At 71.0% G+C, this 22249-nt stretch carries 16 protein-coding genes and 1 tRNA gene; 8 read left to right on the top strand and 9 right to left on the bottom strand.

Annotated features, from left to right (window positions below; all coding sequences use genetic code 11):
* Window positions 1-2 precede the first annotated feature (2 nt).
* Window positions 3-665, bottom strand: a complete 663-nt coding sequence (locus GVV75_RS03925) for a LytR C-terminal domain-containing protein (protein ID WP_159522536.1) — start codon at window positions 663-665, stop codon at window positions 3-5.
* A gap of 198 nt (window positions 666-863) precedes the next feature.
* On the opposite strand from GVV75_RS03925, the gene GVV75_RS03920 reads away from it, so the two are divergent.
* Entirely contained in the window at window positions 864-1550 is a 687-nt protein-coding gene (locus tag GVV75_RS03920) for a uracil-DNA glycosylase (RefSeq protein ID WP_159717302.1), read from the top strand.
* A gap of 71 nt (window positions 1551-1621) precedes the next feature.
* On the opposite strand, the gene GVV75_RS03915 is transcribed toward GVV75_RS03920, so the two are convergent.
* The 3 genes from GVV75_RS03915 to GVV75_RS03905 all read right to left on the bottom strand — a co-directional run bounded on the left by GVV75_RS03915 (window position 1622) and on the right by GVV75_RS03905 (window position 5653).
* Window positions 1622-2383, bottom strand: a complete 762-nt coding sequence (locus GVV75_RS03915) for a Rossmann-like domain-containing protein (RefSeq protein ID WP_159624040.1) — start codon at window positions 2381-2383, stop codon at window positions 1622-1624.
* Window positions 2384-2606: 223 nt separating this feature from the next.
* On the bottom strand, window positions 2607-4331 hold the full coding sequence (locus GVV75_RS03910) for a DUF7059 domain-containing protein (protein WP_159813576.1): 1725 nt from the start codon (window positions 4329-4331) through the stop codon (window positions 2607-2609).
* A gap of 86 nt (window positions 4332-4417) precedes the next feature.
* Window positions 4418-5653 (bottom strand): ROK family transcriptional regulator, encoded by a 1236-nt coding sequence (locus GVV75_RS03905; protein ID WP_159813574.1) that lies wholly within the window; start codon window positions 5651-5653, stop codon window positions 4418-4420.
* A gap of 80 nt (window positions 5654-5733) precedes the next feature.
* Here GVV75_RS03905 and xylA point away from each other — a divergent pair, with 80 nt between their 5' ends.
* The 5 genes from xylA (at window position 5734) to mmsB (ending at window position 12722) form a co-directional block, all read left to right on the top strand.
* Window positions 5734-6915: a xylose isomerase gene (gene xylA / locus GVV75_RS03900; RefSeq protein WP_159522526.1), complete on the top strand. Its 1182-nt coding sequence runs from the start codon at window positions 5734-5736 to the stop codon at window positions 6913-6915.
* Window positions 6916-7064: 149 nt separating this feature from the next.
* A complete protein-coding gene (locus GVV75_RS03895) occupies window positions 7065-8528 on the top strand; it encodes an FGGY family carbohydrate kinase (protein WP_159813572.1) in 1464 nt (487 codons plus the stop codon).
* Between the two features lie 261 nt (window positions 8529-8789).
* A complete protein-coding gene (gene chvE, locus GVV75_RS03890) occupies window positions 8790-9911 on the top strand; it encodes a multiple monosaccharide ABC transporter substrate-binding protein (protein WP_159813570.1) in 1122 nt (373 codons plus the stop codon).
* 34 nt (window positions 9912-9945) lie between these two features.
* Window positions 9946-11556, top strand: a complete 1611-nt coding sequence (mmsA, locus tag GVV75_RS03885; protein WP_159813568.1) for a multiple monosaccharide ABC transporter ATP-binding protein — start codon at window positions 9946-9948, stop codon at window positions 11554-11556.
* Window positions 11553-12722 carry a multiple monosaccharide ABC transporter permease gene (mmsB, locus tag GVV75_RS03880; RefSeq protein ID WP_159813566.1) on the top strand — a complete coding sequence of 390 codons (1170 nt, stop codon included), beginning with the start codon at window positions 11553-11555 and terminating at the stop codon, window positions 12720-12722. The genes mmsA and mmsB overlap by 4 nt, the downstream gene beginning before the upstream one ends.
* A gap of 82 nt (window positions 12723-12804) precedes the next feature.
* On the opposite strand, the gene GVV75_RS03875 is transcribed toward mmsB, so the two are convergent.
* The 3 genes from GVV75_RS03875 to GVV75_RS03865 form a co-directional block, all read right to left on the bottom strand.
* Window positions 12805-12880, bottom strand: a tRNA-Thr gene (locus GVV75_RS03875).
* Between the two features lie 65 nt (window positions 12881-12945).
* Window positions 12946-13872: a DsbA family protein gene (locus GVV75_RS03870; RefSeq protein ID WP_159522518.1), complete on the bottom strand. Its 927-nt coding sequence runs from the start codon at window positions 13870-13872 to the stop codon at window positions 12946-12948.
* A gap of 189 nt (window positions 13873-14061) precedes the next feature.
* Window positions 14062-16182: a protein kinase domain-containing protein gene (locus GVV75_RS03865; protein WP_159813564.1), complete on the bottom strand. Its 2121-nt coding sequence runs from the start codon at window positions 16180-16182 to the stop codon at window positions 14062-14064.
* A gap of 270 nt (window positions 16183-16452) precedes the next feature.
* Between GVV75_RS03865 and GVV75_RS03860 the strand changes: the two genes are divergently transcribed.
* Window positions 16453-17580 (top strand): ABC transporter ATP-binding protein, encoded by a 1128-nt coding sequence (locus GVV75_RS03860; RefSeq protein WP_159522516.1) that lies wholly within the window; start codon window positions 16453-16455, stop codon window positions 17578-17580.
* 612 nt (window positions 17581-18192) lie between these two features.
* Window positions 18193-19566 (top strand): DUF4032 domain-containing protein, encoded by a 1374-nt coding sequence (locus tag GVV75_RS03855; protein WP_159522515.1) that lies wholly within the window; start codon window positions 18193-18195, stop codon window positions 19564-19566.
* A 187-nt stretch (window positions 19567-19753) separates the two neighbouring features.
* Here the strand turns inward: GVV75_RS03855 and GVV75_RS03850 are convergent, their stop codons facing one another.
* Both GVV75_RS03850 and rlmB read right to left on the bottom strand, forming a co-directional pair.
* Window positions 19754-20989, bottom strand: coding sequence for a hypothetical protein (locus tag GVV75_RS03850; RefSeq protein WP_159813562.1), 1236 nt, complete (start codon window positions 20987-20989; stop codon window positions 19754-19756).
* Window positions 20990-21174: 185 nt separating this feature from the next.
* Complete coding sequence (rlmB, locus tag GVV75_RS03845; RefSeq protein ID WP_159624058.1) at window positions 21175-22170, bottom strand: 23S rRNA (guanosine(2251)-2'-O)-methyltransferase RlmB; 996 nt, start codon at window positions 22168-22170, stop codon at window positions 21175-21177.
* Window positions 22171-22249 lie beyond the last annotated feature (79 nt).

Below are 22249 nucleotides of genomic sequence, written 5' to 3'. Positions count from 1 at the left end.
CATCAGCGGTTGCCGCCCCTGCCGTTGCCGTTGCCGCCGTTGCCCGGCCTGGCGGCGGCGCCGTTGGGGCCGTCCTCGGAGGCGCCCGGGAAGTCCTCGCGCAGGATGATGACGATCGGGTTGGACTGGGCCTGCCCCGGGTCCTCCACGGCCTCGCCGCCTCCAAGGACGGCGACGATCGCCTGGGCCGTGGCGGCCCGCTCGGCCGAGTCGTAGTACACGGTGGTCTTCGTGGGCCGCTCAACGGTGTAGGCGCCCGGTGAGACGGTGACCTGCGTGTATCCGGCGGCGGACAGCTTCTCGCCGGTGCGTCCCGCCAGGCCCTGGATGGTGGTGCCGTTGTAGAGCGTGATGCCGGTGGACATGTTGACCTCGCCCGTCGGCGTGGCGGAGGCCGTGACAGGGGCGGAGGCGCCACCCGCGCCGTCACTGGGGGTGGCGGTGGGGGACGCCGTCGACGTTCCCGCCGTGCTCGTGGAGTTGTTGCTGGAGTGGCCCAGGAGCTTGACCGCCCCCCAGGCCAGGATCGGGACCAGGATGAGCACAGCGAGGAGGGATACCCAGCTCCGCCAGGCGGGGAGCTCGGCGCGGTGAACGCCGATCGGCGCGGGTCCAGCGCCCCTGCCGTCGTCGAACTCGTCGGCGGGGTAGTCGTAATGGCTCACGCGGGCAGAATACCGGCCCGCCACCCCCCGGCGCACCGGACACGACGAGGGCGCGGTCATACCTGCCCGCTGCCCCATGTCTTCCCGCTGATCCATGGGCGCGAGCGGCCCGGCGGGCTCAGGGGCGGGTCGGCCGGGAGGCGCCCGCGGGATCTCGCTCATGCGTCCTCGGCGGCGATGACGCTCTACGCTCGGGGCATGAGCGAGTCCCGTGAGCCCCAGCCACTCGACCGGATCATCGACCCCTCGTGGGCGCGCGCCCTGGCGCCCGTGGAGCAGACGATCCATGAGATCGGCGCGCGCCTGCGCCAGGAGATCGCCGAGGGGCGCGGCTACTTGCCGGCGGGCACGGATGTGCTGCGCGCCTTCACATACCCGCTCGACGACGTGCGCGTCCTCATCGTGGGGCAGGACCCGTACCCGACGCCGGGCCACCCCATGGGGCTCAGCTTCTCCGTGACGCCGGGCGTGCGCCCGCCCCGGAGCCTGGAGAACATCTTCACCGAGCTCGTGAGCGATCTCGGCGTGCCGCGGCCGACCTCCGGCGACCTCACCCCGTGGTCTCGCCAGGGGGTCATGCTGCTCAACAGGGTGCTGACGGTCCGGCCGGGCTCGCCGGCCTCGCACAAGGGATGGGGCTGGGAGCAGGTGACGCAGCGGGCGATCGAGGCGCTGGTGGAGCGCGGCGGACCGCTGGTGGCGATCCTGTGGGGCCGGCCCGCGCAGTCGCTGACCCCGATGCTGGGCTCGACGCCGATCGTCGCCTCGCCGCATCCCTCGCCGTTGAGCGCTTCCCGGGGGTTCTTCGGCTCACGGCCGTTCTCGCGCGCCAACGCGCTGCTGGTCAAGCAGGGCGCGGCCCCCATCGACTGGCGCCTCCCCTAATCCAGCGAGACCGGTCGAAAACAAGAGCGAGACCGGTCCGCCCACGGCACTCCGCATCCCTCCCGTCGAGGTCAGGACGGAACTCGGTGCAGATGCATGCGTCGGCCGGGGCCGATGCCGGGAAGGACATCGAGCATGTCTGTTTCCAGACCGCGGTCCGCCACCCAGCCGGTGATCGTGTCGACGCCGAGGTCGAGGAAGAGCGGGTGCATCGGCGTCGACGGCCCCACGAGGACCGTGTGCGCTCCCCCGCCGACGGCGATCTCGATGAGCCGGGGCATCGTCTTATTGACGAGGCTCGACGACGAGATGAGGACGGCGTCGCAATCCGCGAGCACGTACTCGCAAGCGGTGTCGGGGTAGTCGCCGGGGCGCGGGTCGCGCTCCAGGATGAGGACCTCCGCGGCGCGGGTCAGCGCGCCCCGGGCGAAGGGGAAGTGCCCGATGACGCCGATGCGACCTCCAGCGAAGCGCTCGTTGTAGGGGTCGAAGACCTCTCGCCACCCCACTCCCTCCCCCGTGGGCGCGAAGCCATTGGCGACGGCGGTCTCCTCGCGGGAGTACCAGGAGTTGATCGCGGCGAGGCCCACGCTCGCCTCGGCCAGGTTCCAGGACTTCGCCAGTGAGGCGATGTCGCGAAGCGGGCGGCCCTCCGCCGGGGAGTCAGCGCTGAGCGCCGGGCGCGAGTGGGCGTCGATGGTGTAACCCGCGCCGCAGCCGCCACGGTCGTTGAAGACGCGCGTCCACTGCGGGCCGCGATGGACGGCAGTCACGCGCGCGTCATCGGGGAGGTCGTCGATGAGCGCGTCGTAGATCTCCCAGGGGTTGGTCATGCGGGGTCTCTCCACCAGTCGGCCGATAATCAGGTGAGCCTCACCGTATCTACGGGCTCGTGCCGGGCGCCGGGCCGACCGCCTTGCGGAATCACTGCGTCACCATCCGACGCCGCGCCGCGGCCGCGCGGCGCTTCGATCGGTACAGCCGCGCGACCCCGAACCGGTCTCGCTCGTATTTTCGACCGGTCTCGCGCCTGTTTTCGACCGGTCTCGCGCCTGATCAGGGGGCGGGGGGAAGCGAGAGCATTCCCCAGGCGGCGAGATCCCGGCACTGGGCCACGAGCTCGGCGGTGAGCGCCTCGGCGTCGGCGTCCAGGAGCGCGGCGACGGCGCCCGCGATCTGGGCGATGGACAGCTCGCCGTCGGCCACGCCGATGAGCGCGGCCAGGGCGGTGCCCGCCTGGACGGAGCGCCCCAGCCCGCCGCCCTGGCGCAGGAGGATGACGCTGGGGTCGGCGCGCCCGGGCACGAGGTAGCGCTCCTCAGTGACGTCAGCGGCGACGACCGGCCTCAGGGCGGCGACGTCGTCGTCATCCAGGAGGGCGAGCCGGCCGCGGACGGCGATCGACGCCGCGACATGAGCCCCCAGGGCCCCGGACGGGCTCGTGCTCACCTCCTCCAGGACGCGCCAGGGCCCGCGACGGGGACTTCCGGCGCCCACGGCCTCGGGCCGATGCGCCAGGAGGTAGCCGAAGCCGATCGCCTCGACGCCGCGTGCCTCGAAATCGCCGATCCAGGCGCCCAAGGCGGCCTCGAAGGCGTCGCGCTCGCGCTCAGGGGCCAGGCCGCCGTCGCGCAGCCACATGGTGGCGTACTCGACCGGGTCCTGGGCGTCGCGCTCGATGACCCAGGCGTCGACGTCGTCGGGGAACCACTCCCCCACGCTCTCCCGCCAGTCGGCACCGGCCCCGTGCTCCCAGTTGCCGAGCATGACGAGGGTGCCGCCGTCGGCCAGCATCCCGGCGAGGCCCGGCACGAGGCGCGGCAGGACGGGCCCACCGGCGTCGCGGTACTCCATGAGCGGCAGGCCGGCCTCCCGCACGGCGGGTGGGGTGAGGACGAAGGGCGGGTTGGAGACGATGAGGTCGTACCGGCGTCGACCGAGCGGCTCCAGGAAGGAGCCCGCGAGGAGCTCAAGGCGCTCGGGGGCGATGCCGGCGAGCGCGGCGTTGAAGGCGGTGAAGGCCAGTGCGCGCTCGGAGATGTCGGTGGCGGTGATGCGCTCGGCGTGTCGGGCGAGGTAGAGGCTCTGGATGCCGCAGCCGCAGCCCAGGTCGAGCGCGTTGCCCACCGGCCGCCGCGGCGCGAGCCCGGCCAGGGTGAGGCCGGCGCCACCGATGCCGAGCACGTGATCGGGGGCCAGGGCCTGCCCCGAGACGAGCTCCCCGACGTCGGAGGCCACCCACCAGCGCGCCTCTCCAGCGTCGTCGCGGGCCTCGTGTGGACGCAGGTCCACCAGGGCGCGCGCGAGGGCGGCTCGTCCCGGGCGGTCCCCGCGGGCCTCGGCCTCCTCGCGCCCCTCCAGCGCGACGAGGCCGATCCGGGCGGCGCCGCGAGCCCCGGTGCGCGGGAGGGCGCTATCGAGTTCTGCTGCCCTCACGGGCTCGCCGAGCATGAACAGCGCGGTGAGGACGGCGACCGGGCTGGCCCCGGTATCCGCCTGGCGCCCAGCCTCCAGGGCGGCCCTTACGGCGCGCAGGGCGGGCAGGCGGATCTCCCGGCGCAGGGCGGCCTCGGCGACGCTTCCGATGAGGACGGCGACGGCGTCGACGCCCCATCCGGACTCCTCCAGATCCGCTCGCAGATCGGCGGCCTGGCGCGCGGTCAGGACGGGGGCGGGAGGGGAGGTCGGCCGTGCCGGGGACGCGGGGGCGGGCAGCGCGGGGGCGGGCGGCGCGGTCCGCCCGCCCGGGGCGGAGGAGGGGCGCGAGTCGTGGGCGGTCATGGGCCCAGTCTCCCGCGTCACCGCCTCATTCCCGGCATCCGGCGCGGGGCAAGGGTCCCGAGTGGGTCAGGCCCGGAGGCTGCGCCCTACATCCAGGCGCTGGGATCCGCGGCGACCCCCTCCAATAGCGCCCAGGCCGCGCCCGTGGCCCCGGACATCTGGTCTTTGTCGGCCCTGAGCACCTGCGGGGGGGACCACGCCGAGGCCAAGACGCGCACGCGCAACTCCTCCTCCAGTTCGGGGCGCAGCACCTCTGTCAGCGGGGAGAGATGGCCGCCGAGCACGACGATGGGGATGTCGAGGATGTTGATGGCCGCTCCCAGGCCCACGCCCAGGGCGTGGGCCGCGCGCGAGACAGCGGCCCTGGCCCGGGGCTCCCCCGCCTCCCAGGCCGCCACGAGTCTCTCCGCGGGCGCGTCGTCGGCCAACCCGGCCGCGGACAGGATGATGCGGCGCCCGGCGTAGCGCTCGAGGCATCCGCGGTTGCCGCAGGTGCATTCCGGGCCGCGCGGATCGACCTGGACGTGCCCGATCTCCCCGGCGAACCCGTTCGCGCCGTCGACCGCGGCCCCGTCGCGCACGAGTCCCGCGCCGATCCCGTTCTCCCCCGACAGGTAGATGTAACTGGGCCAGGCGTGGACCATGGCGGGGCGCCGGCGCCCGACTGTCAGCGCGCCCAGGCTCGCCTCGTTGCCGACCTGGATAGAGGTCAGCCCGGCGGGCTCGAGCACCGGCGCCAGGATGTCCGACGGGCGCAGGTCCTCCCAGCCCAGGTTCGGGGCGCGCAGCAGCCGGTCCCCGGAGACCAGGCCGGGCAGGGCGAGCCCCGCCCCCACGATCGTGGACTGCCGGACGGCCGCGATGGTCAGCACATCGGTGGTCAGGCGCGCGAGGGCGCTGAGGACCCGCGCGGGATCCGAGCCGGCGAAGTCGTCGACGACGACGCGCTCCGCGAGCAGGTCACCGGACAGGTCGATGGCGCGCACGGCCATGTAGGCGACGTTGACCTCCAGTCCGAGCGCCACGAAGGTGCCGCTCGGCGCCACGAGCGGGACGGCCGGGCGGCCAGGACCGACGGAGGGGGCCGGCTCCAACTCGGCGATGATGCCGGCCGCGACGAGGTCGTCGGCCAGGCGCGAGGCCGTTGAGCGAGTCATCCCCGTCGAGGCGGCGACGTCGGCCCGGGAGACCGGCGTCGGGGCGGACAGCACCTGGTGGGCGACGAGTGCGAGGTTCGCGGTGCGCAGCGTCGACTGGCGCGCCGAGGAGGCGGTGCTGGCGGCAGGTGACGACGATGCCGCCGAGATGGTACGAGCGGGCACCCCTTGACCCTACCTCATCGACATGCCATAGTTGTTCCGCCAAACAAATACGGGCGCATGTCCGGCTCGAGGAGGAGATCATGGCTCGCAAGCCCACGAAGGAAGACAAGTTCTCATTCGGCCTGTGGACTGTCGGCTGGCTGGCGGCCGACCCCTTCGGCGACAAGACCCGCGCCGCTCTCAAGCCGTGGGAGTACGCCGAGAGGCTTGCCGAGCTCGGCGCGTGGGGCATCACCTTCCACGACAACGACGTCTTCCCCTTCGACGCCACCGACGCCGAGCGCGACGAGATCGTGCGCCGGCTCAAGGAGACCGTCGACGCCACCGGCCTGACCATCGAGATGGTCACGACCAACACCTTCACCCACCCGATCTTCAAGGACGGCGGCCTGACCAACAACGACCGCTCCATCCGCCGCTTCGGCCTGCGCAAGGTGCTGCGCAACGTCGACCTGGCCGCCGAGCTGGGCGCCACGACCTTCGTCATGTGGGGAGGGCGCGAGGGCGCCGAGTACGACTCCTCCAAGGATCTCAACGCGGCCTTCGACCGTTACAAGGAGGGCCTGGACACCGTCGCGGGCTACATCAAGGACAAGGGGTACAACCTCAGGATCGGCCTGGAGCCCAAGCCCAACGAGCCCCGCGGCGACATCTTCCTGCCCACCGTTGGCCACGCCCTGGCCCTCATCGCCGAGCTCGACAACGGCGACGTCGTGGGGCTCAACCCCGAGGTCGGCCACGAGCAGATGGCGGGCCTGAACTACACCCACGCCCTGGCCCAGGCCCTCAATGCCGGCAAACTATTCCACATCGACCTCAACGGCCAGAAGGGCCTGAAGTACGACCAGGACCTCGTCTTCGGCCACGGCGACCTGCTCAGCGCCTTCTTCACCGTCGACCTTCTCGTCAACGGCTTCCCCGGGGGCGGGCCCCGTTACGACGGGCCCATCCACTTCGACTACAAGCCCTCGCGCACCGACGGTATGGACGGCGTGTGGGAGTCGGCCGCCGCGAACATGGAGATGTGGCTCCAGCTGGCAGAGAAGGCCAAGGCCTTCCGCGCCGACGCCGGGGTCCAGGAGGCCCTGAGGCTCTCCGGCGTCTACGAGCTCGGCGAGCCCACCCTCGCCGAGGGCGAGTCCATCGAGGACTTCCTGGCCGACCGCTCCGCCTATGAGGACTTCGACGCCGAGGCCGCCGCCGCCCGCGACTACCACTTCGTCGACCTCTACCAGAAGGCCGTCATGCATCTGATCGGCTGATCATCCGGGAATCCCGTCAGATCCAGCCGACCCGAGCGCGTCAGGGGCGGTGGCGCCCACCGGCGTCGCCGTCCCTGACGCGCTCGGTCCCGACGGCGGGCCCCGCCGTCCTCGTCCACACCCCCACCCCGCGCGGAAGGAACACCCGTATGAGCGCGACCCTGGTTGCCGGCGTCGACTCCTCGACCCAGTCCTGCAAGATCGTCATCCGTGACGCCGCCACCGGCGCCCTCGTGCGTGACGGGCGGGCTTCTCATCCCGATGGCACCGAGATCCATCCCGATCAGTGGTGGCGGGCCCTGGGCGAGGCCGTTGACGCCGTTGGGGGGCTTGATGACGTGGCGGCCCTGAGCGTGGGCGGCCAGCAGCACGGCATGGTCGTGCTGGACGAGGACGGCGAGGTGATCCGCCCGGCCCTGCTGTGGAACGACACCCGCTCGGCCGGCGCCGCGGCCGACCTCATCGTCGAGCTGGGCGGGGGCGACCAGGCGGCCGGGCGCGCGGCGTGGGCCCGGGCGGTGGGATCGGTGCCGGTGGCCTCGCTGACCGTCACCAAGCTGCGCTGGCTGGCGGACCACGAGCCCGGGGCGGCCGCGCGCGTCGCGGCCGTGTGCCTGCCGCACGACTGGCTGACCTGGCGCCTGCGGGGCACCGGGCGCTTGGAGGATCTGGTCACGGACCGCTCCGACGCCTCGGGCACGGGCTACTTCGATCCGGTGGCCAATGCCTACCGGCGCGACCTGCTGGCCCTGGCCCTGCGCATCAGCGAGGAGGAGGCCGAGGCGATCATCCTGCCGCGCGCGCTGGGGCCCCACCAGGCCGCGGGCCCCGGCGGCCGCGATGTCCTGGGCCGCGACCTGTCCCACCTGGCGCTGGGCCCGGGGTGCGGGGACAACGCCGGGGCGGCCCTGGGCCTGGGCCTTGGCCCCGGTCAGACCAGCGTGTCCTTGGGCACCAGTGGCGTGGTCGCGGCGGTGTCGACCACCCCCGTCCACGACCCCAGCGGCCTGGTGGCCGGCTTCGCCGACGCCACCGGGGCCTTCCTGCCGCTGGCCTGCACCCTCAACGGCGCCCGGGTCCTGGACGCCGCCAAGACGGTGCTGGGGGTGTCCTACGAGGAGTTCGACGCCCTGGCCCTGGCGGCCGCCGAGGGCGCGGGCGGCCTGGTGCACGTGCCCTACCTGGAGGGCGAGCGCACCCCCAACCTGCCCGGGGCCACCGGGATCCTGACCGGCATGACCCTGGCCAACCTCACGCCCGGCAACTACGCGCGCGCCGCCGTCGAGGGCCTGCTGTGCCTCATGGCCGACGCCCTGGACGCCGTGCGCGCCCAGGGGGTGGGCATCAACGAGGTCACGCTCACCGGCGGCGGGACCAGATGGGCCTGCGCCAAAGCCCTGGCCCCCGCCATCCTGGGCGTACCGGTCAACGCGCCCGCCCCCGCCGAGCGCGTCGCCGACGGCGCCGCCAAACAAGCCGCCTGGGTTCTGACCAACACCGACCAGCCCCCCGCCTGGACCCCCAGCGCCCCCGAGCGCCTCACCGCCACCCCCCGACCACGCATCCGCGCCGCCTACCACACCGCCGCACGTCTCCTCCTCACCCGCGGCTGAACAGCCGAGACCCCACAACCCCATCCGCCCCGATCTCGCGGGCGGTGGAAGCGCGCATCGCCCCGGGACGCCGACCGCGCCCCCATAAATCGGTGCCCTGCCTCAGGACGTCGTTGACTGCCATACCTCTGTCTTAAGGATGAACTGTCACCGGCGATTGGAAGCAGGGCACCCTTGTTTACAGGTCATCCTTCAAGTGCTACGGTGAAACAAATAGGCGGCTTGTCGGGCCGCCCCTCACATAGCAGGCAAGGAGGCCCTATGTCGAACCTGACCCGCAGGTCGTTCGTGGCCGGTGGGGCCGCGAGTCTCGCCACCGCCCTCGCGGCGTGCACGGCCGAGCGCACCGCCGATTACTACGGCTCGTCCTCCGGAGGGCAGGGCGCCCTCGTCGGCGTGTCGATGCCCACCAAGAACCTCGAGCGGTGGAGCCGCGACGGCGAGAACCTCAAGACGCTCCTGACCGACCTGGGATACCAGGTCGAGCTCCAGTTCGCCGACAACAAGGTCGAGCAGCAGAGCTCCCAGCTCCAAACCATGATCAACAAGTCGCCGAAGGTCATCGTCGTCGGCGCGATCGACGGCTCGGCCCTGGCACCGGTCCTCCAGTCCGCCGCCAACCTCGGCATCACGATCATCGCCTACGACCGCCTCATCCGCGACACCGAGGCCGTGGACTACTACGTCACCTTCGACAACTACAACGTCGGCGCATTGCAGGGCAAGTACCTCGTCGATGCGCTCGGCCTGGAGTCCGCCAAGGGGCCGATCAACATCGAGCCCTTCTCCGGCTCCCCGGACGACAACAACGCGCGCTTCTTCTTCTCCGGGGCCTGGGATGTGCTCGCCCCCTACGTCAAGGCCGGTACCCTCGTGTGCCCCTCGGGAAAGATGCCCGCGTCCGTCGATGACTGGCAGTCCATCGGCATTCAGGCCTGGTCCAACACCACGGCCCAGGCGGAGATGGAGAACCGCCTCAATTCCTTCTACAGCGCCACCACCCGCGTCGGAGCGGTACTGGCACCCAATGACGCCATCGCCCTGGGCGTGTCCCAGGCGCTGGACTCCGCGGGCTACGGGCCCACCGACTGGCCAGCGCTTACCGGCCAGGACGCCGATCAGGCCAATGTCGCCAATATCGTGGCGGGCCGGCAGTCGATGACCGTCTTCAAGGACACGCGCAAGCTCGGCGAGCGCTGCGCGGCGATGGTCGACCAGATCATCAAGTCCGAGCAGGTCGAGGTCAACGACACCGACTCCTATGACAACGGCGTCAAGGTGGTCCCGGCCTACCTGCTCGAGCCGGTGACCGTCGATGCGGGCAACGTCAAGGAGGTCCTCGTCGACTCCGGTTATTACAGCGCCGGGGAGATCGGGCTATGAGCCCGGTGTGCGGACGCATGGGAGGGGAGCGGTCATGAGCCCCGAATCGACGTCGTCTCCCGCCATTGCCGGCGCCCCGGACGGCCTTATCCTCCAGATGAGGGGCATCACGAAGTCCTTCGGGCGGTTCACCGCCCTCCAGGATGTCACCTTCGATGTGCGGCGCGGTGAGATCCACGCGATCTGCGGGGAGAACGGCGCGGGAAAGTCCACCCTCATGAATGTCCTGTCGGGGGTGTGGCCGCGCGGCACCTACGACGGCGACATCGTCTACGACGGCGCGGTCCGCGAGTTCCGCTCCGTGCGGGACTCCGAGGCGCTGGGAATCGTCATCATCCACCAGGAGCTGGCGCTGAGCCCCTACCTGTCGGTGGCTGAGAACATCTTCATGGGCAATGAGAAGCAGCGCGGGGGCGTCATCAACTGGGAGGACACCAATGACGAGGCGGCCCGCCTCCTGGCCGAGGTCGGCCTCGACATTCAGCCGCGGACGCGAGTGGCGGACTTGGGTGTCGGCCACCAGCAGCTCGTCGAGATCGCCAAGGCCCTGTCCAAGGACGTGCGCCTGCTCATCCTCGACGAGCCGACGGCCGCGCTCAACGACGAGGACTCCGAGCACCTGCTCGGCCTCATGCGGGGCCTGCGCGAGCGCGGCATCTCCATGGTCATGATCTCTCACAAACTTGGGGAGATCTCCCGCATCGCGGACCGCACGACGATCATCCGCGATGGCCGGACTATCCAGACCGCCCCGTTGCACGGCCCCGGGGCGATCACCGAGGACGAGATCATCCGCCTCATGGTGGGCCGCTCCCTCGACAACCGCTACCCCGAGCGAGCGCCGAGCATCGGCCAGGAGATCCTCCAAATCCGCGACTGGACGGTCCACCATCCCATCGACACCGCGCGCAAGGTGGTTGACGGGGCGGCGCTGAGCCTGCGACGCGGTGAGATCGTGGGCCTAGCCGGCCTCATGGGCGCCGGGCGCACCGAGCTAGCGATGAGCGTATTCGGGCACTCCTACGGCACGGGTATCTCCGGCACCGTCCTCAAGGACGGCGTTGAGGTCTCCACCTCCTCGGTTGCCCGGGCCATGGATGAGGGCCTGGCCTACGTCAGCGAGGACCGCAAGGCGCTGGGGCTCAACCTCATCCAGGACGTCAAGACGAACACCACCGCCGCGGCGCTGCGGAAGATATCTCGTCGCGGCGTCGTCGACGAAAGCGCCGAACTCGAAATCGCCGAGCGCTACCGCCACGAGCTGCGGACGAAGACCGCCTCCCTGTCGACCCCGGTGGGCTCCCTGTCCGGGGGCAACCAGCAGAAGGTCGTCCTGGCCAGGTGGATCTTCACCGACCCCGACGTCCTCATCCTCGATGAGCCCACGCGCGGGATCGATGTAGGCGCCAAGTACGAGATCTACCAAATCATCGGCGAGCTGGCGGACTCCGGCAAGGCGGTCCTCGTCATCTCCTCCGAGCTGCCCGAACTACTGGGCATCTGCGACCGCATCTACGCCATGAGCCACGGGCGCATCACCGGCCAGCTGCCCCGCGCCGAGGCGGACCAGGAGAGCCTCATGCGGCTCATGACCATCGAGAAAAGCGACCGCGATCGATCAGCGGGAAAGGACGGCGCGAAGTGAAGGGCGTCAACGCATACCTGGGGCGCAACCTGCGCCAGTACGGCATCCTCGCGGCCCTGGTCGCGATCATCCTCTTCTTCCAGGTCCTCACCGGCGGCCTCCTGCTGTCACCCAACAACGTGGCCAGCCTCATCCAGCAGAACGCCTACGTCATGATCCTGGCCGTGGGCATGGTCATGGTCATCATCGGGCGCCATATCGACCTGTCCGTCGGCTCCCTCGTGGGATTCATCGGCGGCATCATCGGCCTGCTCATCGTCAACCAGGGCCTGCCCTGGATCGTGGTGGTCCTCATCGCCGTCGGCATCGGGATGCTCGTGGGGTGCTGGCAGGGCTTCTGGGTCGCCTACATGGAGATCCCCGCCTTCATCGTCACCCTGGCGGGCATGCTCATCTTCCGCGGTCTGACCGTGGTCCTGGTCCAGCGCACCGTCTCCGGCATGCCCTCCAGTTTCGTTTCGATCGCGAATGGCTCCCTGCCGCCCTGGCTGGGCTACTTCCAGGACTACGACGGCGTGACGATCCTCATCGGCGTCGTGGCAATCGGCGGATTAGTTCTGACGCAGACGCGGGCCCGACGGCGCGCAGTGACCGCGGGCCGCCCCGTCAAGCCCCTGGGCGCCTTCCTCGTGCGCGAGGGCGTCTTCGCGGCCGCGATCGCGGCGCTCACGGCACTGCTCGCCTACTCGGCCGGGGGCACGCCGATCGTGCTGGTCATCGTCGGCCTGGTCATCCTGGTCTACTCCTTCATCATGGGGCGCACGGTCTTCGGCCGACACGTCTACGCCGTGGGCGGCAACCTCAAGGCCGCGCGCCTGTCGGGGGTCGACGTGCGCAAAGTCGATTTCCTGCTGTTCGTCAACATGGGCTTCCTCGCCTCACTGGCGGCCATCGTGACCACATCCCGCGCGGGGGCCGCGGTCTCCACGGCCGGCAACCTGTATGAGATGGATGCGATCGCGGCCGCCTATATCGGGGGCGCCGCGGTCTCCGGGGGAATCGGCAGGGTGTCCGGGGCGATCATCGGAGCGCTCATCATGGGCGTGCTCAACATGGGACTGTCGATCATGGCGGTCGACTCCGCATGGCAGCAGGCCATTAAGGGGCTGGTCCTCCTGCTCGCCGTCGCCGTCGACATCGTCGGCAAACGGCGCGCGGGGGCCTGACCCGCGGAATAGCGCCCCTCCCGCGCATCGACGCGGGAGGGGCGCGCGTCCCGATCCGCATGCCGCTGACGACCGATGGGCGTGGAGCCGCGTGCCGGGTTCGAACCGGCGACCTGCTGTTTACAAGACAGCTGCTCTACCAACTGAGCTAACGCGGCGTGCGGGCCTCGGCACGAGGCCCGGGCGCAAGTGTGGCACATGCGCCGAGGATCGCGGGACGCTCTCAGGCGCCGGGTGTCGCGGCGCCCTCCTCGGGGGCGGGCTCATCCGAAGCGGCGGGCGTCTCAGGGGCGGGGGTCTCGGTCGGCGTGGCGGGCGCTGCGGTCGGCGTGGCGGGCGCTGCGCCGCTCTGCTGGCCGTTGACGTAGTCAGCCAGGCTGTTCTTGGCCTGGAGCAGGTTCAAGTCGACCTGCTTCCCGTCGTAGAGGATCGTCGGGGTGGCACGGAAGCCGCCGTCCTGGAAGGACTTGGTAGAGGCGTCGATCCACTTCTGATAGCCGGAGTACTTCAGCGCCTTCTTGATGGCGCTCCGGGTGTCCGAGGACAGGCCCGCCTCAGAGGCGACCTCGTTGATGGCTGTCTTGGTGATCAGGCTCTTGTCCTTCTTGGAGAACGCGACGCCGAAGCGGGCGAGAAGGGCGTTGTGGTAGTCGAGGGCCTTGTCGGGCTCGTTGTCGAGAACGGCGCCCATGGCGTGGTAGGCCATGTTCGTCCAGTCCTGGTTGAGGAACTGCGCGGGGTGGAGGGCGAGGGTGATCTTGCCGTCAGAGGCGAGCTTCTTCATCTCCTCGGAGTGGTCCACCTCGAAGTTGGCGCAGAAGTGGCAGGCGTAGTCGAAGTAGACGTCGAGGACCGGGGCGTCAGCGGTGGAGGAGCCCACCGCGAGATCCTTTCCGTAGGTCCACGAGCCGTCTTCGCGGACAGCGGAGGGAAGGCGGCTGTTCTTCTTGGCGTCTTCAACTGACTTCGCGTGCCAGACCGTCCCGGCGACTCCACCAACGACGGCGACGGCACCCGTCCCGATGAGGGCGCGGCGCGTGAGGGCAGCGCGGTGGGACTTGCGGGCCTGCTCCTCGCGCAGGGCCTGAGCCTTGACACGGGCGGCCTCCCGGCGCTCGGCCTTGGTTGGGCGGGGATCATTCGAGGCCATGATCGGCTCCTCCGAATCTGCGTGGATGTCGTAGCGCAACGGTTCGCACAGACAATAATTGAAAATTCACTATTCTGGAAGGGGCGGCGCGAACCGCGACCGTCACGGGGCGCCGGGGAAGCGGCCCCAGCGGCGAGGCCCGCCCCAGTCCCACGCCGCGTCCTGCGGCGATCACCGACGACGCCGCCCTCACTGGAGGGGGCTAAGGGTCGCCGGCGGAAGGCGCATGAGCACCTCCAGCACGAGGCACCCGACGCCGAGAGACACGAGCACGACGGCCCACAGCGCGCGGATCGGCCGACCGGGCATGAAGGCGGACACGATCTTGGCGCCGCCGCGCCGAGTGGAGGCGCCCCAGGGGACAAACCACACGATGAGCAGGAAAACGAGCTCGCAGCCCGCCATGAGCAGGGCTCGGCGATGGCGCAGGCGCATATCCTCGAGGAACGACGGATCCACGCCGACCTCCGCGCCCATCGGATCCCGCAGCAAGAAGTAGAGACCGCCAGCGACGACGCCGGCCAGGAGGATCGCGGGCAGCGCCGCCCCGGCGGAGCGAAGCAGGTAGAGCGGGCTCGTGGCCCACATGCGAGCGGTGTCGGCCGCCGTCGCGCTCCCCTTGTGAAGCCTGCGCCAGCGCCGGTCGTCATCCCCGCGGCCCACGGCGCCGGCGATGACCACGAGAATGGACGCGGCCAATGCCACCCAGACAGGCGCCCACATGCCGAGCATGACGAGGAGGAAGCCAACGCACAGGATCATCGTGCGACGGCGCTGGGGCTCGCGGGCCCAGTCGGGCAGCGCCGCGGCCGGGGCATCCGCGACTCCGGAGGTCCCGACCGAGGCGGGGCGGGCCTCGTGGCTCGCGGGGTCGAGCGCCCCGGCGGAGGCAGTCCCCACACCCGTCGGCCCGGTGTCGGTGGGACCGGTCGCCCAGCCCGACGCGGCCGGGCCGGGGGTCCCCGGGGCCCCTGACCCCTGGGCCTGGGGGGAGATCGCGGGCGGCATCGGCTGGGCGGCCTGGGCGGGGGCCCAGCCGGGGGTCGACCCTCCGGCCGGAGAGACCGGCCCGCCGGAGGGAGGAGTCGGCAGCGCGGGCGGCGAGGCGGGCCGGCTCATGGGAGACGCCCCGCCGGGTCCCGCCCCGCCGGAGCCCGGGGCGTAGGAGACGGGCAGCGCCGTTCCGCCGGCCCGCGCATCGGGGGCGGCACCCTCGAAGGGGCTCGGCGCGGGGACCCTCCCATAGGCTCCCGGGGCGGCGCCGTAGCCGGAGGCCGCAGGGGTCATCGTGGGGCTGCCCCCCGGCCGCTGGACCGACGTCAGGCTCGGCCCGCTCGCCGGCGGCACCCCGTAGGCGCCGTCCGACGCTCCCGAGGATGGCAGCGGCGCGGCGCCACCGGCCCCGGGAAGAACCGCGGCGAGCGCCCGGGAGCCGTCCCCGCCGTCGGCGATCTCATCGAGGACGGAGAGAAGCCCGTCGATCGAGAGGCGGTCCGCCACCTTGGGCTCCAGGGCGGCGCGGAAGGCCCGCGCCAGGGCCGGGCACTCCTCGGGAAGATCGCCGAGCTCGGGCGTGCCGGCGTAGACACGGCGGAAGACCACCTGCCAGGGGCCGGAGCCGAAAGGCGCGCGCCCGGTGACCGCGAAGAGGAGAACACCCGCGCAGGCGTACCAGTCGACCCCCGGGGAGGGCTCATCGCCGTCGAGCATCTCGGGCGGGATGAACCCGGGAGTCCCGGTGACCTGGCCGGTCTGGGTGAGGCGGACGTCGTCGGCAACCTGGGCGATGCCGAAGTCGATGAGGACCGGGCCCTGGGCGCCGAGCATGACATTGGAGGGCTTGAGGTCCCTGTGGATGACTCCGGCGTCATGCACGGCACGCAGGGCGTCGACCAGGCCATGGGCGAGATCGGACAGGTCACGGGCGTCGGTGACGAGGTCGTAGGCCCCCTCGCGGTCGACCTCGCGCTGGAGGGTGGGGCCCTCGACGAGCTCGGTGATGACGAAGGTCATGCCGTGAGCGGACTCGGAGTCGCCGGTCTCGATGTCGAGGATACGGGCGACGCGGGCGTCCCGCACCCTGGCCAGGACCTGGGCCTCCCGATCGAGGCGGCGCCTCGCCATGGGGTCGGCGGCGATCTGAGGATGGAGGATCTTCATGGCGACGCGGTCGCCGGCCTCATCGGTCACCTCCCAGACCGCACCCATGCCCCCGGCGCCAAGGCGCCGCAGGAGCCGATAGCCGCCGACGGTGGCGCCCGCCCGCAGTCCGCTGATCGACGGAGGAAGAGAGACAGGCGGCTGCGTCATGCGGCCAGGGTACCGGCCAAGCAGGACCGACCATAGTATGTGATGTAGTTCACAGGTGTTTGTCCAGGTCTCATTCTGACAGGTGTCGCGCTCGGGAGTGCGCCATGACACTATGTCTCCCGTCGAGGGCTTCCGCCCCGGCACCGTGCCAAGGACGCCACGCGCTGCCCGGCTCGACCGATCTCCGTCATCCTCCGTCAACGCTCACATCCCGGCACCTCTCCACCACGGATCGTCCGGCACGTACCTGCCGGTGAAGGGAATAACTCCATGGCTACCGTGACCTTTGATCACGCCACCCGCATCTACCCGGGCAATGACCGCCCCTCGGTGGACCAGCTCAACCTCGAGATCGCCGACGGCGAGTTCCTCGTCCTCGTCGGCCCGTCCGGCTGCGGGAAGTCGACGTCACTGCGCATGCTCGCCGGCCTGGAGGACGTCAACTCCGGCCGCATCCTCATCGGCGACCGGGACGTCACCGATGTCCAGCCCAAGGACCGCGACATCGCCATGGTCTTCCAGAACTACGCCCTGTACCCGCACATGAGCGTGCATGACAACATGGGCTTCGCCCTGAAGATCGCCGGCACCCCCAAGGAGGAGATCGACAAGCGCGTCCGCGAGGCCGCCAAGATCCTGGGCCTGACCGAGTACCTCGACCGCAAGCCCAAGGCCCTGTCCGGCGGCCAGCGCCAGCGCGTGGCCATGGGCCGCGCCATCGTGCGCAAGCCCAAGGTCTTCCTCATGGATGAGCCCCTGTCCAACCTGGACGCCAAGCTCCGCGTCCAGACCCGCACGCAGATCGCCTCCCTCCAGCGCTCGCTGGGCGTCACCACGGTCTACGTCACCCACGACCAGACCGAAGCCCTCACCATGGGAGACCGCATCGCCGTCCTCAAGGACGGCCTCCTCCAGCAGGTCGGCACCCCTCGTGAGATGTACGACAAGCCCGCCAATGAGTTCGTGGCCGGCTTCATCGGCTCCCCCGCGATGAACCTGGGGCACTTCACCGTCAACGGCGATGTCGCCTCCATCGGCTCCGCCAAGATCCAGTTGAGCCGCGCCACCCTCGACGCCATCAAGCCAGAGGACGGCGGCAAGATCACCATCGGGTTCCGCCCCGAGTCCCTCGAGGTGGTCTCCGCCTCCGATGAGCACTCGATCCCGGTGCGCGTGTCCTTCGTCGAGGAGCTCGGAAGCGACGCCTACATCTACGGCGAGCTCGTGGGCGCCGAGGGCTCGGAGGACAAGCTCGGCAGCGGCGAGGACTCCAGCCAGATCATCGTCCGCGTTCCCCCGCGCACCGCTCCGGGCGCTGGCGAGACGGTCAACGTGCGCATCAAGCCCGGCCAGGAGCACATCTTCTCCGCGGCCACCGGTGAGCGCCTGCCCGCTTGATCACAAGCCCCACGACCCTCTCAGGTCATCGTCGGAGCCCCGTTCCCGCCACGGCGGGGGCGGGGCTCCGCCGTGGCGCAGCGGAGAGCGCTGGCGCGGCTGTCGGTCGTGCGCCGTCGGGTGGCGCCATCCGCACCGACGGGCGCCATCCACACCCAGTGGAGCGCCCCAACCCACACCCACAGGCGCCATCCACACCCACAGGTGCCATCCGCACCCAGTGGAGCGTCCTACCCGCACCAGTCGGTGATTTCCGCACCAGTGGGTGCGAGAAGCACCGGTCAGGGCGAAAACGCTTGTTATCGCGGGGCGCCGGGGCGTGAACTCCGGGACGGGCGGGGACGCCCCGGCAGCCAGGGGCCTCCTCAAGGCCTACGGCGTCGAGCCCGGTGCGGGTCATCACCGACAACGCCGCCCTCAACCACCACGGCAGCTGCCATCGGCCCCGCACCGCCCACCACAACCGGCCACCCACCACAACCGGCCACCCACCGCCCGCCTCGCCCACCCGCCTCGACCAACTGCCCGCCTCTCGGCTCACCACCCGGGCAGCGTCATGCCCTCAGGCATTTGGTCGGCCCGACAGCACGGGATTCCTGCAAGAATCGTCGCATGCTCATGTCCATGCAGATCTCGGCCGCGACGATCGATCCGGCCCTCCTCGACCTGCCCTGGGAGCTCCCCCTGGAGGAATGGCCCCAGGATGTTCTCGCCGCCCTGCCGCGCGGCCTGTCCCGGCACGTCGTGCGCTTCGTCAACCTCTCCGAGCGCGTCATCGCGGTCAAGGAGATCGGCGAGGCGGTGGCGCACCGCGAGTACCAACTGCTGCGCGACCTCGTGCGGCTGGGCGCCCCCTGCGTCACCCCGACGGCAGTCATCACCGGCCGCATGAGCGCCGACGGCGAGCGCCTGAACTCGGCCCTCGTCACGGAGCACCTGTCCTACTCCCTGCCCTACCGAGCCCTGTTCAGCCAATACATGAGCCCCGACACGGCCACGCGCCTCATCGACGCCCTCGCCGTGCTGCTCGTGCGCCTCCATCTGCTGGGCTTCTACTGGGGGGACGTCTCCCTGTCGAACACGCTGTTCCGACGGGACGCGGGAGCTTTCGCCGCCTACCTCGTGGACGCCGAGACGGGAGAACTCTACCCCGAGGGCGGCCTGACGGAAGGCAAGCGCCTGTACGACATCGACGTCGCCCGAACCAACATCATCGGTGAGCTCATGGACCTGCAGGCCGGAGCCCTCCTGGAGCCGAGCGTCGACACGATCGAGGTCGGGGACCGGATCGTGGAGCGCTACCACGATCTGTGGGAGATCCTCACCGGTGAGGAGTCCTTCTCCATGAGCGAGCGCTGGCGGGTGCGCCTCCGCATCGAGCGGCTCAACGAGCAGGGATTCGACGTCGGGGAGCTGACCATGCGCACGGACGAGACCGGGGAGCACCTCGTCATCCAGCCCAAGGTGGTCGACGCCGGCTACTACCACCGCCGCCTGCTGCGCCTGACGGGACTGGATGTCCAGGAGCGCCAGGGGCGCCGCATGCTCAACGATCTGGAGGCCTACCGGGTCACCCGCGGGATGCGGGATCGGCCGCTCGAGCAAGTGGCGCATGCCTGGCTCGCCGAGGTCTTCGAGCCAACCATCCAGTCCGTGCCGATCGAGTTGCGCCGCAAACTCCAGAGCGCGGAGATCTTCCACGAGGTGCTGGAGCACCGCTGGTACATGTCCGAGGCGCAGCGACGGGATATATCCATCGATGAGGCCGCTCAGGACTACATCGCCAATGTGCTTCCCCAGCACTGGGACGAGGAGTCCTACCTGTCGCTCGGGGACAGCCAGGAGATGGAGGCGATCTTCACCGATGACGACGAGCCGCTCATCGAGGACGACGCCGAGTTCGCGGCCCGCGACGAGGAGACGGCCGAGGCCTACAGCGCCAACCCCTTCGGCTTCACCGCCGGCATGAAGTTCAAGGGCGAGTAATCACCTCCCCCTATATGCGAGACCGGTCGAAAATAGGAGCGAGACCGGTCAGTTATCCACAGGCCGCTCCGGTGCACCAAGGGCGCCGCCACCCTGCGCGCCGCGGACCGGTCTCGTGCCTGATATCGACCGGTCTCGACGCCGTTTTCGACCGGTCTCGCTCCTATTTTCGACCGGTCTCGGCGGATTAGTCGGAGACGAGCTCGGTCTCGACGAGGCGCGTCTCCTCGTCCGCGCGACGGCGCAGCTCGCGATGACGCACGACGGAGGCCAGCGAGGCCTGGAGGACCGCGTCGACGAGCACCATCGCGCCCACCGCCGCCACCCCCTTGTTGATCCCACCGCGCCGGCGCAGCGCCGCCCCGAGCAGCGCCCCGCCGATCCCGCCCTCCAGCACGAGCGCGGCTCGCACCGTCCACGGCTTCTCCGTGACGGTCTCCACGTAGGCCTGCCGGATCGCCTGGCCGGGTGTTCCCGGATCGCTCACCATGAGACCGACGGAGCGGGTCACGGCATTGGCCAGGCCGCGGGGCTCATGGACGACGACGCCCGGCACCTCCACGGGCGCCAGCGCCCCGGAGAGCACGCTGTCCACCCAGCCCGGCAGGCCCAGGGCCTTGATCATCGCGGTCAGACCCGCGGCGCCCGGGGTGGCCAGGGCCTTGGCAACGGCCTCTGCATCGGCTCCCGGGACGGCGGCGGTGATCGCCGACGCGTCCGTGACGTCGGTGAGGAGGCCGTCCACCACGGCGCTCAGCGCGGGCCCGGGCTCGGCGACCCCGCCCCACACGTACTGGGAGGTCATGCCCCAGGAGAAGACGGCGTCATCCTCGGACTCACCGGTGGTCACGGCGCGAACGGTCATGTCGCCCTCGTCGACCGTCAGGACGAGCGCGGGCAGGGACTCCTCGTCCCAGCCGAACATCCCGAGCGACAGGCCCTCACCGGAGTGCAGGACGATGCGCCGATCGATCTCCGGGACAGTGGCCACCGCCAGCGGCCGCTCGAGGAGCGTGGCCTGCAGGGGCACCATATAAGCGCTGATCGGGGAGACGATGACGGTGCGGGCCGTCGGCGTGCCATGGCGGGCGAGCCCGGGCAGCTCTGCGTCAGCGGGGAGCGCGTTGAAGGAGGCGGGGCCGATCGTCACCGAGGCGCCGAAGGCGCGCGCGAGGGACTCGGCCAGCTCGCTGACCCCCATGCCGGGAACGACGCCGCCGCGACTGGGCGGGGTGACGGCGACCCGCGCCTCGGCGTCGGCGAGCAGGGTGATGGACAGCAGGTGGGGGGTGCTCGGGTACCACTCGAGGCGCGCGACGACGCGCTCGGAGTCCAGGCGCTCGGCCACTTCCTGGGGCGCTGTGCCGGGGGCGATGACGACGCCCTCCGTGCGGTTCCAGCGCTGCGATGCGTCCTGTGCCATGGCGGTCTCCTCGAGGTTGGCTGCGACCCATTGTGGCAGTAATACGGCCCGCGTGTGAATGAGGGCGGCTCCAGGGCCCGCGCCAGGGGCGCCGCGCCTGAGCCCGGTCGCGGCGCCCGGTCGCGGCGCCCGGTCGCGGCGCCCGGCCGAGATCAGCCAGGGATGGTGAGCCCCGAGCCGCCCGCTCAGCCCTCGGCCGCCGCGCGGCGCAGGCGGTCCACCTCGTACAGGGTGATGCCCGTGGCCACGGCGGCGTTGAGGGACTCCACGCTCGTGGAGATCGGGATGGAGGCGATGACGTCGCAGGTCTCGCGCACGAGTCTGGACAGCCCCGAGCCCTCGGCGCCAGTGACGACGACGAGGGGGGCATCGGCCAGGGAGAGCCCCCCCACCGGGGTGTCGCCCCCGCCGTCGAGCCCGACGACGAAGCACCCCTCCTTCTTCAGTTCTCGCAGGGCCCGCACCAGGTTGGTCTCGCGGGCCACGCGCACGCGGGCGGCCGCGCCGGCGGACACCTTCCAGGCGGTGGCGGTGACCCCGGCGCTGCGGCGCTCGGGGATGATCACGCCGTCGGCCCCGAAAGCCCCGGCCGAGCGCAGGACTGCCCCCAGGTTGTGGGGGTCGGTGACCTGGTCGAGGGCGACGAGCAGGGGCGTGCGACCGAGCGAGCGGGCGCGGTCGAGGAGGTCGGCGGCGGTGGTGTACTCGTAGGCGGGGACCTCAATGGCCACCCCCTGGTGGGCGGCGCGGTCGGTGAGGGCGTCGAGGTCGAGGCGGGTGGTCTCCAGGACGGGGGCGCCCAGCAGCGCCGCGCGACGCACGACGGCGCCGAGCCGGTCATCGGAGGAGGCCGAGACGGCCATGAAGACCCGGCTGATGGGCACGCCCGCGCGGGCGGCCTCGGCCACGGCGTTGCGACCGCAGACGATCTCGAATCCCTCGGGCACGCGGAAGCCCCTCTTGAGGCGCTCCATCTGGTTGACCCGCTGATTGGCCCCCGAGGCGCGGGCCTCGGCGCGGGCCTTGGCGAGCGCCTTGGGGTGGCCGACGCGGTTCTCGGCCTTGGGCGTGGGGCCCTTGCCCTCCAGGCCCTGTCGGCGATTTCCGCCCGAGCCCTTCGTGGGGCCCTTCTTGGATCCGGGGCGGCGCCGGGGGCCGGGGTACTGCTCGTTGCCGGGCATCGCGTGCCCTCCTGTCTTACGTTTCGTGGGGTTGCGGCGCGGGCGGTGATCCGCGCCCGGGCCGGGATGGTTCAGGCGG

The sequence above is a fragment of the Actinomyces sp. zg328 genome, from assembly GCF_009829635.1.
GTDB classification, from domain to species: domain Bacteria; phylum Actinomycetota; class Actinomycetes; order Actinomycetales; family Actinomycetaceae; genus Actinomyces; species Actinomyces marmotae.
This window is presented reverse-complemented; position numbering and strand designations above follow the sequence as displayed.

What these genes read in the sequence shown, in the direction of transcription:
- GVV75_RS03920 (WP_159717302.1), top strand. Translation starts at nt 864, where the DNA reads ATGAGCGAGTCCCGTGAGCCCCAGCCACTCGACCGGATCATCGACCCC.
- GVV75_RS03915 (WP_159624040.1), bottom strand. Translation starts at nt 2,383, where the DNA reads ATGACCAACCCCTGGGAGATCTACGACGCGCTCATCGACGACCTCCCC.
- GVV75_RS03910 (WP_159813576.1), bottom strand. Translation starts at nt 4,331, where the DNA reads ATGACCGCCCACGACTCGCGCCCCTCCTCCGCCCCGGGCGGGCGGACC.
- xylA (WP_159522526.1), top strand. Translation starts at nt 5,734, where the DNA reads ATGGCTCGCAAGCCCACGAAGGAAGACAAGTTCTCATTCGGCCTGTGG.
- GVV75_RS03895 (WP_159813572.1), top strand. Translation starts at nt 7,065, where the DNA reads ATGAGCGCGACCCTGGTTGCCGGCGTCGACTCCTCGACCCAGTCCTGC.
- chvE (WP_159813570.1), top strand. Translation starts at nt 8,790, where the DNA reads ATGTCGAACCTGACCCGCAGGTCGTTCGTGGCCGGTGGGGCCGCGAGT.
- mmsA (WP_159813568.1), top strand. Translation starts at nt 9,946, where the DNA reads ATGAGCCCCGAATCGACGTCGTCTCCCGCCATTGCCGGCGCCCCGGAC.
- GVV75_RS03870 (WP_159522518.1), bottom strand. Translation starts at nt 13,872, where the DNA reads ATGGCCTCGAATGATCCCCGCCCAACCAAGGCCGAGCGCCGGGAGGCC.
- GVV75_RS03865 (WP_159813564.1), bottom strand. Translation starts at nt 16,182, where the DNA reads ATGACGCAGCCGCCTGTCTCTCTTCCTCCGTCGATCAGCGGACTGCGG.
- GVV75_RS03860 (WP_159522516.1), top strand. Translation starts at nt 16,453, where the DNA reads ATGGCTACCGTGACCTTTGATCACGCCACCCGCATCTACCCGGGCAAT.
- GVV75_RS03855 (WP_159522515.1), top strand. Translation starts at nt 18,193, where the DNA reads ATGCTCATGTCCATGCAGATCTCGGCCGCGACGATCGATCCGGCCCTC.
- GVV75_RS03850 (WP_159813562.1), bottom strand. Translation starts at nt 20,989, where the DNA reads ATGGCACAGGACGCATCGCAGCGCTGGAACCGCACGGAGGGCGTCGTC.
- rlmB (WP_159624058.1), bottom strand. Translation starts at nt 22,170, where the DNA reads ATGCCCGGCAACGAGCAGTACCCCGGCCCCCGGCGCCGCCCCGGATCC.